General features: G+C 72.8%; 11 protein-coding genes. 10 read left to right on the top strand and 1 reads right to left on the bottom strand.

The genetic code is table 11. From position 1 onward, the window contains the following. Positions 1–350 precede the first annotated feature (350 nt). The 3 genes from AB0F29_RS36090 (at position 351) to AB0F29_RS36080 (ending at position 6,719) form a co-directional block, all read left to right on the top strand. Positions 351–614, top strand: a complete 264-nt coding sequence (locus AB0F29_RS36090) for a WhiB family transcriptional regulator (protein ID WP_003968728.1) — start codon at positions 351–353, stop codon at positions 612–614. 640 nt (positions 615–1,254) lie between these two features. Continuing rightward, positions 1,255–5,184: a glycosyltransferase gene (locus AB0F29_RS36085; protein WP_361881544.1), complete on the top strand. Its 3,930-nt coding sequence runs from the start codon at positions 1,255–1,257 to the stop codon at positions 5,182–5,184. Beyond that, positions 5,181–6,719: a DUF5719 family protein gene (locus AB0F29_RS36080; protein ID WP_361881541.1), complete on the top strand. Its 1,539-nt coding sequence runs from the start codon at positions 5,181–5,183 to the stop codon at positions 6,717–6,719. Before AB0F29_RS36085 ends, AB0F29_RS36080 begins: the two co-directional genes overlap by 4 nt. A gap of 100 nt (positions 6,720–6,819) precedes the next feature. On the opposite strand, the gene AB0F29_RS36075 is transcribed toward AB0F29_RS36080, so the two are convergent. Further along, complete coding sequence (locus tag AB0F29_RS36075) at positions 6,820–7,248, bottom strand: metallopeptidase family protein (protein ID WP_361881538.1); 429 nt, start codon at positions 7,246–7,248, stop codon at positions 6,820–6,822. Positions 7,249–7,600: 352 nt separating this feature from the next. On the opposite strand from AB0F29_RS36075, the gene AB0F29_RS36070 reads away from it, so the two are divergent. From AB0F29_RS36070 to ahcY, 7 genes are all read left to right on the top strand, one after another. Beyond that, positions 7,601–7,978, top strand: coding sequence for a DUF3499 domain-containing protein (locus tag AB0F29_RS36070; protein ID WP_032753657.1), 378 nt, complete (start codon positions 7,601–7,603; stop codon positions 7,976–7,978). A gap of 69 nt (positions 7,979–8,047) precedes the next feature. Beyond that, complete coding sequence (locus AB0F29_RS36065) at positions 8,048–9,418, top strand: phosphomannomutase/phosphoglucomutase (protein WP_361881535.1); 1,371 nt, start codon at positions 8,048–8,050, stop codon at positions 9,416–9,418. A gap of 1,034 nt (positions 9,419–10,452) precedes the next feature. Continuing rightward, complete coding sequence (locus AB0F29_RS36060; RefSeq protein WP_003968734.1) at positions 10,453–10,635, top strand: Trm112 family protein; 183 nt, start codon at positions 10,453–10,455, stop codon at positions 10,633–10,635. A gap of 181 nt (positions 10,636–10,816) precedes the next feature. After that, on the top strand, positions 10,817–11,953 hold the full coding sequence (locus AB0F29_RS36055; protein ID WP_018961957.1) for an SIS domain-containing protein: 1,137 nt from the start codon (positions 10,817–10,819) through the stop codon (positions 11,951–11,953). A gap of 296 nt (positions 11,954–12,249) precedes the next feature. Continuing rightward, positions 12,250–13,425, top strand: a complete 1,176-nt coding sequence (gene manA / locus AB0F29_RS36050) for a mannose-6-phosphate isomerase, class I (protein ID WP_361881530.1) — start codon at positions 12,250–12,252, stop codon at positions 13,423–13,425. Between the two features lie 87 nt (positions 13,426–13,512). Then, a complete protein-coding gene (locus AB0F29_RS36045; RefSeq protein ID WP_361881527.1) occupies positions 13,513–14,523 on the top strand; it encodes a cation diffusion facilitator family transporter in 1,011 nt (336 codons plus the stop codon). A 278-nt stretch (positions 14,524–14,801) separates the two neighbouring features. Continuing rightward, the gene (gene ahcY, locus AB0F29_RS36040) at positions 14,802–16,259 is read left to right on the top strand and encodes an adenosylhomocysteinase (RefSeq protein WP_361881524.1); all 1,458 of its coding nucleotides are present in this window, start codon (positions 14,802–14,804) and stop codon (positions 16,257–16,259) included. The last annotated feature ends 135 nt before the right edge of the window (positions 16,260–16,394 follow it).

Below are 16,394 nucleotides of genomic sequence, written 5' to 3'. Positions count from 1 at the left end.
TTATGCGCGCCCGGGCAGGGACATGTGGCGCATCATCCGCGCCCTCAAACGCGACTGACACTCCGTGACCTGACTGTGATCTTGATCGCTTCGGTGATCGAATCGCAACACAAGGGCGTCGTCGCTCGTCTCTCAGGAGAGAGGGTGTGGAGCTGTGGAGCCAGTGGCATATGTCAGGTTTTTGCTGATTTCAACACTTTCTGCATACGCTTGGTTCCGCAGAGTGAATCCCTGGGCCAATAGCAGATCCTCGCTTGACTGGCCCGGAGCTACACACTTGTAATTTCACTCGTGTCGTTCAGCCGCAAACGGCTGCATCACGGGACGCAAGAGACAGACGAGGGGCGCACATGACCGAGCTGTTCCAGCAACTGCTGGTCGAGGACGCGGACGAGGAACTCGGCTGGCAGGAGCGCGCACTGTGCGCCCAGACCGATCCCGAGTCCTTCTTTCCCGAAAAGGGCGGATCCACCCGCGAGGCCAAGAAGGTCTGCCTCGCCTGTGAGGTGCGTTCGGAATGCCTTGAGTACGCCCTTTCCAACGACGAACGCTTCGGGATCTGGGGCGGGCTCTCCGAGCGGGAGCGGCGGCGCCTCAAGAAGGCCGCCATCTGACGTCCGCCCCCGGTCGGCCCCGCCACAGGACGCGTCGGCCATCGACCACCGCACCCGGACCCGCCTCCGGGCGCACCCGGAACCACCCAGACCGGACCCGGCCCCCGGGCGCACCCGAACACTCCCCACCAGACCGGGCGCACCCGAATACACCTACACCCCCCCACCAGACCGGGCGGACCCGAACGCCCCCACGAGGCCCCCGGCGCACCCCGGACCACTTACCGGCCGCCGGCCGCTCCCTCGCGAGCCGCAGAGCGACCCGCACCCCACCGCACGCCCGCACACCAATCCCCACGCCTCACTCCCCATCCCCCACGCCCCCTCCTCCCCATCCCCCACTTCCCTCGCTTCCGGCCGAGGCCGCACCTCTTATCCGGCAGGACTCCCGTCCGGCAGGCCCCCGAGCCCGCTTCCCCACCCCCGACGGCCCGTCCCCCGACCCCTTCCCCGGGGCTCAGCGGACGGGCCGTCGGCGCGTCCGCGCCCGGCCCCTTCACCCGCTCCGACCCCCGCCACCTGTCCGTACCGTTAGTGTGGGGCCCCGTCCGAGACGCGCCAACGCCCCGACGGCGCGCGCGTGTACACCGATGCAGCCCCCGGGGACGCCCCCGGACCCGGCCGGAGGGCCCGTACCTCGATGTCCGTGCACAGCCACTCGGCGGCGCCGAACGCGGCCGCCGCCGCCCCAGAGTTCCCCCGGCACGTCGTCACCGCCGTGCTCGTCTCCCACGACGGCGCCCGCTGGCTGCCCGACGTGCTGGCCGGGCTGCTCGGGCAGGAACGCCCCGTACAGAACGTCGTCGCCGCCGACACCGGCAGCGCCGACGACTCGGCCCGGCTGGTCACGGAGGCGCTCGGCGACGAACGCGTCCTGCACCTCGCACGCCGTACGAGCTTCGGCACCGCCGTCGACGAGGCGGCCCGCACGGCGGGAATCCTGACCCCGGACGACCTGCCGTACCTCAAGCGCCCCAGCGGCTGGGACCCGGCCGGCCGGACCTGGGTCGACGAGAACTACGACCTCCCCGAACTGCCGCACGGCGAACCGGTCCAGTGGCTCTGGCTGCTGCACGACGACTGCGCGCCCGAGCCGGACGCGCTCGCCGAGATGCTGCGCGTCGTCGACACCGACCGGCACGCCACGATCGTCGGACCCAAACTGCGCGGCTGGTACGACCGCAAGCAGCTCCTGGAAGTCGGCGTCTCCATCGCCAACAGCGGACGCCGCTGGACGGGCCTGGACCGCCGCGAGCAGGACCAGGGCCAGCACGACCAGGTCCGTACCGTCCTGTCCGTCTCCTCCGCCGGCATGCTCATCCGCCGCGACGTCTACGAGGAGCTCGGCGGCTTCGACCGCAGGCTCCCCCTGATGCGCGACGACGTCGACCTGTGCTGGCGCGCCCACCTGGCGGGCCACCGGGTCCTCGTCGCCCCGGACGCCGTCCTGCGGCACGCCGAGGCCTCCGCCCGCGAACGCCGCCCCATCGACTGCGCCGGCCGCTCGGTCGCGAGCCCGCACCGCGTCGACAAGGCGGGCGCGGTCTACACGATGCTCGTCAACGCCCGCGGCAAGGCCCTGCCCTGGGTCCTGCTCCGGCTCGTCGTCGGCACCCTGCTCCGTACCCTCGCCTACCTCCTCGGCAAGGTGCCCGGCCAGGCCCTCGACGAGGTCACCGGACTGCTCGGCACCCTGCTGCGCCCCGGCCGCATCCTCGCCGCCCGCCGCGACCGCGGCAAGGGCGCCGTCGACGCCGCCGAGCTGCGCGCACTGTTCCCGCCGCCGGGCGCGACCGTCCGGGCCACCGTCGACCAGGTCGCGGGCAACTTCGGCGGCCGCAGCGACGCCGACTCGGGCGGCTCACGGCACGGAGCCGTCGAATCCGGGCCCGGCGGCGACGACGCCGACTTCCTCGAAGTCGACCAGTTCGCCCGCCTCAAGCGCATCGGCCGCAAACCGGGGCCCATCCTCTTCGCGCTGCTCCTGATCGTCTCCCTCATCGCCGGCCGCAACCTCCTCAGCGGCGGCGCACTGGCGGGCGGCGCCCTGCTGCCCGCCCCGGCCGAGTTCGGCGCGCTCTGGGGGAGTTACGCGGACGCCTGGCACACCGTCGGCACCGGCGGCACCCAGACCGCCCCGCCCTACCTCGCGCTGCTCGCCGCCCTGTCGGCCCTCTTCCTCGGCTCGACCGGCCTCGCCATCAGCGTGCTGCTGGTCTGCTCGATCCCCCTGGCCGGGCTCACCGCCTACTTCGCCTCCCGCCCGCTGCTCCCCTCCCGGCTGCTGCGGGCCTGGGCGAGCGTCGCGTACGCCTTCCTGCCCGCCGCGACCGGCGCCCTGGCCACCGGCCGCCTCGGCACCGCCGTCCTCCTCGTCCTGCTCCCGCTGGCCGCCCGCGCGGGCGTCGCCGCCCACGGGCTGCGCGCGGACAGCGCGGCGGGGGAGCGCGGCAGCTGGCGCGCCACCTGGGCGTACACGCTGCTGCTGACCGTCATGATGGCGTTCACCCCGATCGTCTGGCCGCTCGCCGTGGTCCTCGGCATCGGCGTCCTCGTTCTGCGGCGCGGCGACATCACGGCGTACGGACTCCGCTTCGTCGCCGCCGTCGGCACCCCGGTGCTGGTCCTCGCCCCCTGGTCGCTCACCCTCCTGACGGACCCGTCCGCGCTCCTGACCGAAGCGGGCCTGGACCTCGGTACGGGAACGGCATCGGGCCTCGACCTGCTCGGCATCAGCCCCGGCGGCCCCGGGGCGACGGGCGGCATCCTGCTCCTCGGCATCGTGCTGGCGGCGCTCGCCGCCCTGCTGCGCGGGGAGCGGCAGTTCGCCGTCCGCGCCGCCTGGGCGGTCGCGCTCGTCGGCTTCCTCTGCGCCGCCGTCGCCAACGGGTCCACGTGGGCCGGACCCGCCACCCTCGTCTACGGCGCCGCCCTGATCGCCGCCGCCCTGGTGGGCGCGGACGGGGCCCGTATCCGGGTCGCCGAACAGAGCTTCGGCTGGCGTCAGCCCGTCGCCGTCCTGATCGCGCTGGCCGCCGGACTGGCCCCGGTCCTGGCCGCGTTCGGCTGGATGATCGGTGGCGCCGACGGGCCCCTGGAGCGGCGCGACCCCGTCCAGGTGCCCGCCTTCGTGGCGGAGGAGAGCACCACCCGCGACCAGCCCCGCACCCTCGTCCTCGGCGGCAGCTCGCCCGGCTCCGTGGAGTACAGCCTGGTCCGCGGCTCGGGCGCCCGCCTCGGCGACGGCGAACTCACCGAGGCCGGCGGCAGCAACAGCCACCTCGACAAGGTCGTCGCCAATCTCGTCGCCGGCTCCGGCGCCGACCAGGGCGGCCAGCTCAGCGGCTTCGCGATCCGCTACGTCCTCGTCCGGGACGGAGCACCGCGCGAGATGAGCCGGGTCCTCGACTCGACGCCCGGGCTCAGCCGCCTCAGCCAGCTCGACGGCAGCGCCCTGTGGCGGGTGGACCGCCAGGTCGCCCGCGTCATGATCACCCCGGCTTCCGGCGAGGGCGAGCACCTTCCGGTCGGCTCGGCCGCCGTCGAGGCCCACTCCGAGATCCCGTCCGGCGAAGCGGGCCGCGTGCTGCGGATCGCGGACGCCGCCGACCCGGGCTGGACGGCGACCCTGGACGGCAAGCCGCTGCCCCGCAAGACCGTCGACGGCTGGGCCCAGGGCTTCGAACTGCCCGCGGAGGGCGGCCGTCTGGACCTCACCCACGACGCCTCGATCACGCACACCGCGTGGATCTGGGCGCAGGCCGGACTCCTCCTGGTCCTGGTGGTCATGGCCCTGCCGGGCCGCCGCCGGGAGATCGACGACGACCTGCCGGAGGAGGCGGCGCCCGCCGTCGCCGCCGAGCCGGTCGACGGAGAGGGCCGCCGCGCCCGCAGGCTGCGCGCCGCGGCCCAGGCCGAGGCGGCGGCCGCCGCCGAGGAGGGCGGGGAGCCCGGAGGGCCCGGGGAGCTCGGGGAGGCCGTCCACCCCGGCGACCGCGACCCGTCGCGCGTCCCGGGCCCGGCTGCGGACCCGGGGGAGTACATCCCCGCGCAGCAGTCCGCCGACCCGTACGCCGCCAACCCCCCGGTGCACGACCCGCAGGAAGCCACCGGCGGCTACGCGGCGGTCCCGCAGCAGCAGCAGTACGGCGAGTACGCGCAGTGGGACGGCCGGCAGCAGGGCGCCGACTACTACACGACGTACCAGCCGGACCCGTACGCCCAGCAACAGCAACAGCAACAACAGCAGGGCGCCGGCTACCAGGGCTACGAGGCCCAGGACCCCTACACACAGCAGTACAACGAGCAGGGCACGTACGGCGGGCAGGCCGCGTACAGCAACGACCAGAGCTCCTACAACGACCAGGGCGCGTACAACAACGACCAGAGCGCGTACGACGAGTACGGCCAGTACGTCGGCGGGCAGTACCAGCAGCAGCCCTACCCCGACCCCGCCCAGCAGCCCCAGCCCGACCCCCACCCCGCCGAGAACGGCGAACAGACCGACCCCCCGGCCCCGGGCCAGGCCCCGTGGCAGACCGGTAACGCATCGCGAGGCGATTCCGAGTGAAGTCCACCCACCTGTCCCTGATCGCGGGCGCCGCCGTCCTGGCCGCCATCACCGGATTCGCCACGGTCACCGCGCCCGGAGCCCCGGCGGAGACCGGGACGAAGTCCGCCGCGCTGCTGCCGGTCGAGCGCTCCAGCCTGGTCTGCCCGGCGCCCAGCGACTCCGACCTCGCCGAGACGCAGTACACCGCGTTCACCCCGGCGGGCGAGGGCGGCGACGCCAAGGGCACCGCCGAGCTGAAGCCGGCCCTGCCGGTCGTGGACGACGAGGACGAGACCGACCCGAAGAAGGTCAAGAAGGCCGAAGAGGCGGCGAAGAAGGCGAAGGAGAAGGCCGACAAGCCGGTCCTCGCCGTGAAGGAGCCCGGAAAGCCGGTCGTCGCCGAGGCGGACGGCTCCGACGCCCCGGCCCTCGTCGGCACGGCCACCGGCAAACTGGCCCCCGGCTGGGCCGCCCAGCAGACCACCGAGGTCACCGTGGGCGGCGCCCGCGGGCTCCTCGGGGTCACCTGCACCGCTCCCGACACGGACTTCTGGTTCCCGGGCGCGAGCACCGCGAAGTCCCGCCAGGACTACCTCCACCTCACCAACCCCGAGGACTCCGCCGCCGTCGCCGACATCGAGCTGTACGGCCCCGAGGGCGCGCTCAAGTCCGAGGTCGGCGACGGCATCACCGTGCCGGCCCGCTCCAGCGTCGCCGTTCTGCTGTCCACCCTCACCGCCGAGGCCGTCGACCACCTGACCGCCCACGTCACCACCCGCTCGGGCCGGGTCGGCGCGGTCGTCCTGAGCGCCGACGACAAGGCGGGCAGCGACTGGATCACCGCGTCCGACGACCCCACCGGCACGCTCGTGCTGCCTGGCATCCCGGCCGACGCCACCTCCGTACAACTGGTGGCGTTCGCCCCCGGCGAGGACGATGCCGACGTGAAGGTCCAGCTCCTGGGGAAGAACGGGGCGTTCTCCCCGGCCGGGAACGCCACCCTGCACATCAAGTCCTCGATGACGGCGGCGGTCGACCTCAAGGACGTCACCCGGGGCGAACCGGGCTCCCTGCGGCTGAGCCCCGTCCAGAAGGACCGGGCGACCCCGATCGTGGCCGCACTGCGCGTGGTCCGCGGCAAGGGCGACAAGCAGGAGATCGCCTACATCCCGGCCACCGGACCGGTCGGCGCACGGGCGAGCGTCCCGGACAACCGGGCCAAGGGCTCGACGCTCTCCCTGACCGCGCCGGGCGCCACCTCCGAGGTGAAGGTCACCGCGTCGGCGGGCAGCGACGGAGGCGAACCGGCCGTGGAGACGTACACGGTCAAGGCCGGCACGACCCTCGCCGTCACCCCGAAGGCCCCGGAAGGCCTCAAGGGCGCCTACGCGCTGACCGTCGAGACGACCTCGGGCGGCCCGGTCCACGCGTCGCGCACCCTGGCGCGCACCGAGGACGGCGTTCAGATGTTCACCGTGCAGACCCTCCCCGACGACGGGGGCACGGTCGAGGTCCCGTCGGCCCGCCAGGACCTCTCGGTCCTGGACGACTGAGGGCGAGCGAACCTCCGACAGCCGAGCCGTCCCCTCGCTCGAACCCCCCAGGGGATCACCTCAGTCAGGGAATCACCCTGGGGGCCCGGCTCCAGGGGGGCTAGTCCTGTCCGTACCGGGGGTCGACCGACTCGGGCGCCAGCCCCAACAGCTCGGCGACCTGCTCGACGACGACCTCGTGGACGAGCAGGGCGCGCTCGTCGCGGCTCTTGGTGCGGATCTCGACGGGCCGCCGGTAGACGACGATCTGCGCGGGCCGCCCCTTGCCGACGGAGACCGCGCTGCCGAGCGGAACGATCTCCTCCGGAGTGTCGGGCACATCGAGGACGACGAAGTCGACCTCGGCCAGCTGGGGCCAGCGCCGCTCCAGCCGCTCCACCGAGTCCTGGACCAGATCACGGAAGGTCTCGCCCCGGCTGGCCGACAGCGGCACCTGCGGTGGCGCGACCGGCCCGCGCATACCGCGGCCATGCCGGTCACGGCGCCGGGGCCGCGGCTCGAACGGGCGGGGAGGTACGGAGCTGTCCATCACCGACGCAGCGTAACGCTCCGGAGGCCGGGTGATCGGCGAGCCGACGCGGCCGACCGGACCTTCCGGAGAGGGGGCCCGTCCGGATCTCGGATGTCCACAGTTGAACATTTCGGCCAAGGTTGAGCCCATTTCAGGCCCGTGATCCGATCATCGACCCCGTGCCCGACGCCGCGATCCACCCCCGCCCGAGACCGGAACGGCCACGGTGCGACCGCCGGGCCCCCGCCCCGACGCAGGTCAGGACAGCCGCCCGGAACGCCGCGGTGCCGCAGGTCACAGGGCGACACGGTGGGGTGACCCGAGGGGGAGTCGTCGCAGCCCGCTCACGAGTGCGGTACCGTCCAACATCGTGAGCCCTGTACGTCGCTGTTCGCGCACCGCGTGCGGCCGCCCTGCCGTCGCGACACTGACGTACGTCTATGCCGATTCGACTGCGGTCCTCGGCCCGCTCGCCACCTACGCCGAGCCCCACTGTTACGACCTCTGCGCCGAACACAGTGAGCGGCTTACCGCGCCACGGGGCTGGGAAGTGGTGCGGCTCTCCGACGGCTCCGCACCGGCGCACCCCAGCGGCGACGACCTCGAAGCACTGGCCAACGCGGTCCGCGAAGCGGCACGCCCGCACGACCGGGGCCCGGACGGCGGAGGCCGGGGGCCACGCGCCGCCGACCCGGTGGAAGTGGCCCGCCGAGGCCACCTGAGGGTGCTGCGCTCACCGGACTCCTGAGGCCGCCGCCTGAGGCTCTGCCCGGCCGGGTAGTTTGGGCGGTCCGCAAAGACCCCAGGAGGACCGGCCGTGGTTGCTGATCTGTCGCAGCTCGTCAAGGCGTACGACGTGCGCGGAGTGGTGCCCGACCAGTGGGACGAAACGCTGGCCGAACTCTTCGGATCCGCGTTCGTTCAGGTCACGGCCGCCGACGCGATCGTGATCGGCCACGACATGCGCCCCACGTCACCGGGGCTCGCCGGCGCGTTCGCCCGGGGTGCGGCGGCCCGGGGCGCGGACGTCACGCTCATCGGCCTCTGCTCGACGGACCAGCTGTACTACGCGTCGGGGGCCCTCGGCCTCCCCGGGGCGATGTTCACGGCCTCGCACAACCCGGCGCGGTACAACGGCATCAAGATGTGCCGGGCGGGCGCCGCCCCGGTCGGCCAGGACACCGGCCTCGCCGAGATCCGCACCCTGGTCGAGCAGTGGTCGGAAGGAGCCCCGAAGCCGGCCGCCGCCCCGACCTCCGGCACGATCACGGAACGCGACACCCTCACCGACTACGCGGCCCACCTCCTCGGCCTGGTCGACCTCAAAACGGTCCGCCCCCTCAAGGTCGTGGTGGACGCGGGCAACGGCATGGGCGGCCACACGGTCCCCACGGTCTTCGAGGGCCTCCCGCTCGACCTCGTACCGATGTACTTCGAGCTGGACGGGAGCTTCCCCAACCACGAGGCCAACCCCCTCGACCCCGAGAACATCGTCGACCTCCAGGCCCGCGTCCTCGCCGAGGGCGCCGACCTCGGCCTCGCCTTCGACGGCGACGCGGACCGCTGCTTCGTGGTCGACGAGCGGGGCGCGGGCGTCTCTCCCTCCGCGATCACCGCCCTGGTCGCCGCCCGTGAGCTGGCCCGCAACGGCGGCGAGGGCATCGTCATCCACAACCTGATCACCTCCTGGTCCGTCCCCGAGGTGGTCCGCGAGAACGGCGGCACCCCGGTCCGCACCCGCGTCGGCCACTCCTTCATCAAGACGGAGATGGCGAGGCACGGCGCGATCTTCGGCGGCGAGCACTCGGCGCACTACTACTTCCGCGACTTCTGGAACGCCGACACGGGCATGCTCGCCGCCCTCCACGTACTCGCCGCACTCGGCGGCCAGCAGAAGCCGCTCTCCGAACTGGTCGCGGAGTACGACCGGTACAGCGGCTCAGGCGAGATCAACTCCACCGTCGCCGACCAGACCGCCAGCCTGGCCACGGTCAGGAAGGTCTACGGCGCCCGCGACGGCATCACCTTCGACGACCTGGACGGCCTCACGGTCACGGCCGCCGACTGGTGGTTCAACCTCCGCGCCTCGAACACGGAACCGCTGCTGCGCCTGAACGTCGAGGCGAGGGACGAGAAGACGATGGCGGCGGTACGCGACGAGGTCCTGACCTTGATCCGCAAAGCCTGAACCAGCCAGGAGCCGCTCCGGCCCCGCTCGGCGCCTTCGCCGTTCGCACCCCGCGCCAACTGGGCTCGGCCCAACCTGACCTGGCTCAACCTGGCCCGGCCCAACCTGGCCCGGCCCGGCCCAACCTGGCCTGGCCCACCCCAACCCGGCCCGCCCCAACCCGGCCGACCCCTCCCGAACCTGGCCCGGCCCAACCTGGCCTGGCCCGGCCCGGCCCGGCCTGGCCCGGCCCGGCCTGGCCTGGCCTGGCCTGGCCCAACCTGGCCTGGCCCGGCCCGGCCCGCCCCAACCCGGCCGACCCCTCCCGAACCTGGCCCGGCCCAACCTGGCCCGGCCTGGCCTGGCCCGGCCCAACCTGGCCTGGCCCGGCCCAACCTGGCCTGGCCCAACCTGGCTTGGCCCGGCCCCAGTTGGCCCGCCCCACCCAACCCGCCCCACCCCAACCCGGCCCGCCCCAACCCGGCCGACCCCTCCCGAACCTGGCCCGGCCCAACCTGGCCCGGCCCAACCTGGCCTGGCCTGGCCTGGCCTGGCCTGGCCCGTCCCGGCTCAACCTGGCCTGGCCCAACCTGGCCCGGCCTGGCCCCAGTTGGCCCACCCCGCCCCAACCCGGCCCACCCCTCCCGAACCTGGCCCGCCCCACCCCAACCCACCCCAACCCGCCCCCTTCCCTCTTCGGCCCACCCCGCCCCACCCCCTTCCCACCCCACCCTCTTCGCTCTTCGGCCCCGCTCTTTCCAGCCCCTCCGGCGTTTGAGGAGCGGGGTCCGGGGCGGAGCCCCGGTTACGGGAAGGGGCGGGGCGGGGAGAAGCACGCCGCAGGCGTCCACCCCCGCCACATGCACGCGCACCCACGCCCCGCCCCCACCCGCACGGCACCCCCACCCGCACGGCACCCCCACCCGCACGGCACCCACCCACCCCCATCCCCCGTTTCACCCCCCGGCCAGGCCGCGCCCCCTCCACCCCAGCGGTAGGCTGACGACGCCTGATCCACGCGGATCGGAACTCGCATGCTCGAAGGGACTCACCCCATGGCGCTCGAAGCCGGCCTCCTGGAGATCCTGGCCTGCCCTGCCTGCCACTCCCCGCTCGACGACCGTTCGGCGGCCGACAGCCCCGAGCTGGTCTGCACGGGCGACGACTGCGGCCTGGCCTACCCGGTCCGGGACGGCATCCCGGTCCTTCTCGTCGACGAGGCGCGCCGCCCCGCCTGACCGCGAGCGACACGCGCACGGGCAGGACGACGCGGGGGACGGCCCCGGCAGCGCACGACAGCCGGCCCGACCGCATGCCGGCGCCCCCGTTCGGCACCGCGCCCGCCCCGGAGGCCACACCACCGCGCCCGTACCCGTGACCGCAGCCCGCACCCCGCCCGGTGATCGGAGGCCCACCGCCATGCTCGACGAGTCCTTGCTCGACGCCCCGGAAGCCCTGGCCCGAGCCGACCGCCGCGATCTGCTGCGCGGCGCCGCCGAGGCAGGCGCCCGGGTCCGTACCGCCGCCCGGCACGCCGCCGAGGCCGGCATCGGCGGCCTGAACCCGGAGGGCCGGCCGCGGGCCGTCCTCGTCGCGGGCCCCGGCACCGCCGCCTCCGGGGTCGCCGACCTGATCGGCGCACTGGCGGGCGCGGCCGCCCCCGTCGTACGCATCCACCCCACGGGTGTGGCCCCCGCCCCCGGCGCCCTCCGCTGGGCGCTGCCCGGCTGGGCCGGATCCGTGGACCTGCTCCTCATCGCGACCGCCGACGGTTCCGAACCGGGCCTCGCCCTGCTCGCCGAGCAGGCCTACCGTCGCGGCTGCACCGTCGTAGCCGTCGCCCCCACCCGCTCACCGCTGCGCGAGGCGGTCGACGGGGTGCACGGCCTGGTCGTCCCGATGGCCGCCGCCCCGTACGGCGAGTACGACGCTGAGACCTCCGCCGCCGGCCCCGGCACCCTGTGGGCCCTGCTCACCCCCCTGCTGGCCCTCCTGGACCGGGTCGGCCTGGTGACCGCGCCTCCCGAGGACCTGCAGAAGGTGGCGGACCGCCTGGACCGCACCGCGGAACGCTGCGGCCCGGCCATCGCCACGTACAGCAACCCGGCCAAGACACTCGCCGCCGAGCTCGCCGACAGCCTGCCGCTGCTGTGGACGGAGGGCGACGCCGCGGGCCCGGTAGGACGCCGCTTCGCCGCCGTGCTGTCCGAGCTCGCCGGCCGCCCCGCCCTGACGGCGGAACTGCCCGAGGCGCTGCCCTCGCACGGCACGCTCCTCACCGGGGACTTCGCGGCGGGCGCGGACCCCGACGACTTCTTCCGCGACCGGGTCGACGAGGGCGAGACGCTGAGGGCCCGGGTCGTCCTGCTCCGGGACCGCCCGACGGGAGGCCTCAGCGCCTACCCGGCGGCCCGGGAGCTGGCACTCGGCCACGACACTCCCGTGAGCGAGCTGGAGCCGGAGGAGGGCAGCGCACTGGAGGCCGTGGCCGAACTGCTCGCGATCACCGACTTCGCAGCGGTCTACCTGTCACTGGCCTCGGCCCCCCAGCCCTGACAGAAACAGCCGGACACCGGAACAGCACGCACAAGGGCCGCGACCCCCAGGGAAACGAACCCTCCCAGGAAACCCAGGAAACCCAGGGCGGCCAGGGCGGCCAGGGCGGCCAGGTCGGCCAGGGCCAGGAAACCCAAGGCGCCAGGGAGGCCAGGAATCCCAGAGAGAGAAGGGAACCCCCTCAGCCCCCCGGGACCGTGTCACCCCCCGGCCACCCCCACGACCCCAGGACCTCACGTAACACTGGTACCCCTGGTGCCACACTCACCCACCCCGCCCCACCCGAGGACGACTCCATGGACCGGCTGTCCAACACCGTGCGCCCCTACGCCTGGGGGTCCACCACGGCCATTCCCGCCCTGCTCGGCATCGCCCCCACCGGCGAACCACAGGCCGAGATGTGGATGGGAGCCCACCCCGGAGCACCCTCACGCATCACCCGTACCACCGCGTCCGGTGAGACGGAGCTGGCCCTCACCGAGGCCATCGACGCCGACCCGGAGGGAGAGCTCGGCGCACCGACGGTCACCCGGTTCGGCCCCCGCCTCCCGTTCCTCCTGAAACTCCTCGCCGCCGGCGCCCCCCTCTCCGTCCAGGTCCACCCGAACCTGGAGCAGGCCCGCGAGGGCTACGCCGACGAAGAGGCCCGGGGCGTCCCGATCGACGCCCCGCACCGCACGTACAAGGACGCGAACCACAAGCCCGAACTCATCTGCGCCCTCACCCCCTTCGACGGGCTGTGCGGCTTCCGCAGTCCCACCGACGCGGCGGACGCGATGGAGGCGCTGGGAGTCGACTCCCTCAAGCCGTACGTGGACCTCCTCCGCGCCCACCCCGAGGAAGCGGCCCTCCGCGAGGTGCTCACAGCGATCCTCGGCGCGGAACCGGCGGAGATGGCCGAGACCGTTACGGAGGCGGCGGCCGCCGCCGAACGCCTCGGCGGCGCCCACGCCCCGTACGCCCGCATCGCCCACCACTTCCCCGGCGACCCCGGGGTCCTGGCCGCGATGCTGCTGAACCATGTGCGACTCCAGCCCGGAGAAGCCCTGTTCCTCGGCGCGGGCGTCCCGCACGCCTATCTCGACGGCCTCGGCGTCGAGATCATGGCCAACTCGGACAACGTGCTGCGCTGCGGCCTGACCCCCAAGCACATTGACGTCCCCGAACTCCTGCGGATCGTCCGGTTCGAGGCCACCGAGCCCGGCGTGCTGCGCCCGGAGGCGGCCCCGTCGGGCGAGGAGCTCTACGAGACCCCCGCCGACGAGTTCGCCCTGTCCCGCTACACCCTCGCCCCAGGGGCGGACCCCACCGAACTGACCGCCCCCACGCCCCAGATCCTGCTCTGCACGGCGGGCTCGGTCACCGTCGGCGAACTCGCCCTCGCACCGGGGGAGTCCGCGTACGTTCCGGCCGACGAGACTGTCGTGGCGGCGGGACCGGGAACACTCTTCCGGGCCACCGTGGCGGCCTGACCCACGGACCGTCCCGACGGCTGCAACAATGTGCCGCCTCACCGCGGCGGCACCTGCCGCGCACCGACGAAGGGACACCACGCACTCATGAGCGCGTCAGGCGGAACCAAGGCGATCGTGGCGGCACTCGTCGCCAACCTCTCGATCGCCGTGGCCAAATTCGTAGCGTTCCTCTTCAGTGGTTCCTCGTCGATGCTCGCGGAGAGCGTCCACTCGCTCGCCGACTCGGGCAACCAGGGACTCCTGCTGCTCGGCGGCAAGAAGGCGAAGCGCGAAGCCACTCCTCAGCACCCCTTCGGCTACGGGCGCGAGCGCTACATCTACGCGTTCCTCGTCTCCATCGTCCTCTTCTCGGTCGGTGGCATGTTCGCGGTCTACGAGGGCTACGAGAAGATCAAGAACCCGCACGAGATCGAGGCCTGGTACTGGCCGGTCGGGGTCCTGACCTTCGCGATCATCGCGGAGATCTTCTCCTTCCGTACGGCGATCCGTGAGTCCAACCAGACGCGCGGCGACCGGTCCTGGACCGAATTCGTCCGCCATTCCAAGGCGCCCGAGCTCCCGGTCGTCCTCCTGGAAGACCTCGGCGCGCTCGTCGGCCTGATCCTGGCGCTCGCGGGCGTCGGCCTCGCCCTCGGCACCGGCAACGGCGTCTGGGACGGCATCGGCACCCTCTGCATCGGCATCCTGCTGATCCTCATCGCGATCGTCCTCGCCGTCGAGACGAAGTCCCTCCTGCTCGGCGAGTCCGCCGGTATCGAGGACGTCGAGAGGATCAAGGCGGCCGTGGTGGACGGCGATACCGTCACCCGCATCATCCACATGCGCACCCTCCACCTCGGCCCCGAGGAACTGCTGGTCGCCGCCAAGATCGCGGTCCGGCACGACGAGACCGCGACCGAGGTCGCCGACGCCATCAACGCCGCCGAGAACCGCATCCGGGCAGCGTGCCCGATCGCCCGGGTGATCTACCTGGAGCCGGACATCTACAACGCGCAGGCCGCGGTGACCGGAACCAACCCGGGCAAGGCCACCGAGGCCCCGGAAACGGGACCCGAGCCGGGCGAGGGCCCGGCCTCGAAGGATTCCGGCCACTGACCCACCGCGCATCGGCCCCGATCGGCCCGGTGACCCCTCACACACGTTCTTCTCCACGAACGGGCTGGGGCTCAATGGGCCGTTCGGTGTAGATTCGGATACGGATAACAGACGTCGCTGCTGATGGCGGTCGACCGGCTGGCGGAAGCGAGCCGGGCGAGGGACAGAGGGCCTCCGACGGACTGCACTGCGAACCCCCGGGCATTCGTGTGCCCGCCGCGCCGCAGAGTCAGCCCAGAGAAAGCCCACCCTCGACCCATCACGAGGAGCAGCCCGTTATGACGACGGCCACCAACCGCCAGGACTTCAAGGTCGCCGACCTCTCCCTCGCCCCCTTCGGGCGCAAGGAGATCACGCTCGCCGAGCACGAGATGCCCGGCCTGATGTCGATCCGTAAGGAGTTCGCCGCCGCTCAGCCGCTGGCCGGCGCCCGGATCACCGGTTCGCTGCACATGACCGTGCAGACCGCCGTGCTCATCGAGACCCTCGTCGCCCTGGGTGCCGATGTCCGCTGGGCCTCCTGCAACATCTTCTCCACCCAGGACCACGCCGCCGCGGCCATCGCGGTCGGTCCGAACGGCACTCCGGAAGCCCCTGCGGGCATCCCGGTCTTCGCCTGGAAGGGCGAGACGCTGGAGGAGTACTGGTGGTGCACGGAGCAGGCCCTGACCTGGCCGAACACCCCGACCGGCGGCCCGAACATGATCCTGGACGACGGTGGTGACGCCACCCTCCTCGTCCACAAGGGTGTGGAGTTCGAGAAGGCCGGCGCCGCCCCGGACCCGTCGACGGCGGACAGTGAGGAGTTCGCCCACATCCTCACCCTGCTGAACCGCACGCTCGGCGAGGCCCCGCAGAAGTGGACCCAGCTCGCGTCCGAGATCCGCGGTGTCACCGAGGAGACGACGACGGGTGTGCACCGCCTGTACGAGATGCACCGTGACGGTTCCCTCCTGTTCCCCGCGATCAACGTGAACGACGCGGTGACCAAGTCGAAGTTCGACAACAAGTACGGCTGCCGCCACTCCCTCATCGACGGCATCAACCGCGCCACCGACGTCCTGATCGGCGGCAAGACCGCAGTCGTCCTCGGCTACGGCGATGTGGGCAAGGGCTGCGCGGAGTCCCTGCGCGGCCAGGGCGCCCGGGTGATCATCACGGAGATCGACCCGATCTGCGCGCTGCAGGCGGCCATGGACGGCTACCAGGTCGCCACGCTGGACGATGTCGTGGAGCAGGGGGACATCTTCGTCACCACGACGGGCAACAAGGACATCATCATGGCCAAGGACATGGCCCGGATGAAGCACCAGGCGATCGTCGGGAACATCGGCCACTTCGACAACGAGATCGACATGGCCGGCCTCGCGAAGATCGACGGCATCGTCAAGGACGAGGTCAAGCCCCAGGTCCACACCTGGACGTTCCCCGACGGCAAGGTCCTCATCGTCCTGTCCGAGGGCCGCCTCCTCAACCTGGGCAACGCGACCGGGCACCCGTCCTTCGTGATGTCCAACAGCTTCGCCGACCAGACCCTCGCGCAGATCGAGCTGTTCACGAAGCCCAAGGAGTACCCCACCGACGTGTACGTGCTGCCCAAGCACCTGGACGAGAAGGTCGCCCGACTCCACCTCGACGCCCTGGGCGTCAGGCTCACGACGCTGCGCCCCGAGCAGGCGGCGTACATCGGTGTCCAGGTTGAGGGCCCGTACAAGCCCGACCACTACCGCTACTGATCCCTCCGCGGTAGCTGATCCACCCTCGGCGTTCGGGAGGCCGGCTCGGTCGTGAGGAAGCCGAGACTGGAATCCATACCTTGTCGCTCAGCGAAGACGAGACGACCTGCTGCGCTTTCCATTGCGCGTCGGCGC

Origin of the sequence: Streptomyces sp. NPDC026589 (assembly GCF_040638385.1) — a bacterium.
In the GTDB taxonomy this organism is placed as follows: domain Bacteria; phylum Actinomycetota; class Actinomycetes; order Streptomycetales; family Streptomycetaceae; genus Streptomyces.
Note: the sequence above shows the minus strand (reverse complement) of the source record. Positions and strands in the feature narration are given on the sequence as shown.

What these genes read in the sequence shown, in the direction of transcription:
- AB0F29_RS36090 (WP_003968728.1), top strand. Translation starts at nt 351, where the DNA reads ATGACCGAGCTGTTCCAGCAACTGCTGGTCGAGGACGCGGACGAGGAA.
- AB0F29_RS36085 (WP_361881544.1), top strand. Translation starts at nt 1,255, where the DNA reads ATGTCCGTGCACAGCCACTCGGCGGCGCCGAACGCGGCCGCCGCCGCC.
- AB0F29_RS36075 (WP_361881538.1), bottom strand. Translation starts at nt 7,248, where the DNA reads ATGGACAGCTCCGTACCTCCCCGCCCGTTCGAGCCGCGGCCCCGGCGC.
- AB0F29_RS36060 (WP_003968734.1), top strand. Translation starts at nt 10,453, where the DNA reads ATGGCGCTCGAAGCCGGCCTCCTGGAGATCCTGGCCTGCCCTGCCTGC.
- AB0F29_RS36055 (WP_018961957.1), top strand. Translation starts at nt 10,817, where the DNA reads ATGCTCGACGAGTCCTTGCTCGACGCCCCGGAAGCCCTGGCCCGAGCC.
- manA (WP_361881530.1), top strand. Translation starts at nt 12,250, where the DNA reads ATGGACCGGCTGTCCAACACCGTGCGCCCCTACGCCTGGGGGTCCACC.
- AB0F29_RS36045 (WP_361881527.1), top strand. Translation starts at nt 13,513, where the DNA reads ATGAGCGCGTCAGGCGGAACCAAGGCGATCGTGGCGGCACTCGTCGCC.
- ahcY (WP_361881524.1), top strand. Translation starts at nt 14,802, where the DNA reads ATGACGACGGCCACCAACCGCCAGGACTTCAAGGTCGCCGACCTCTCC.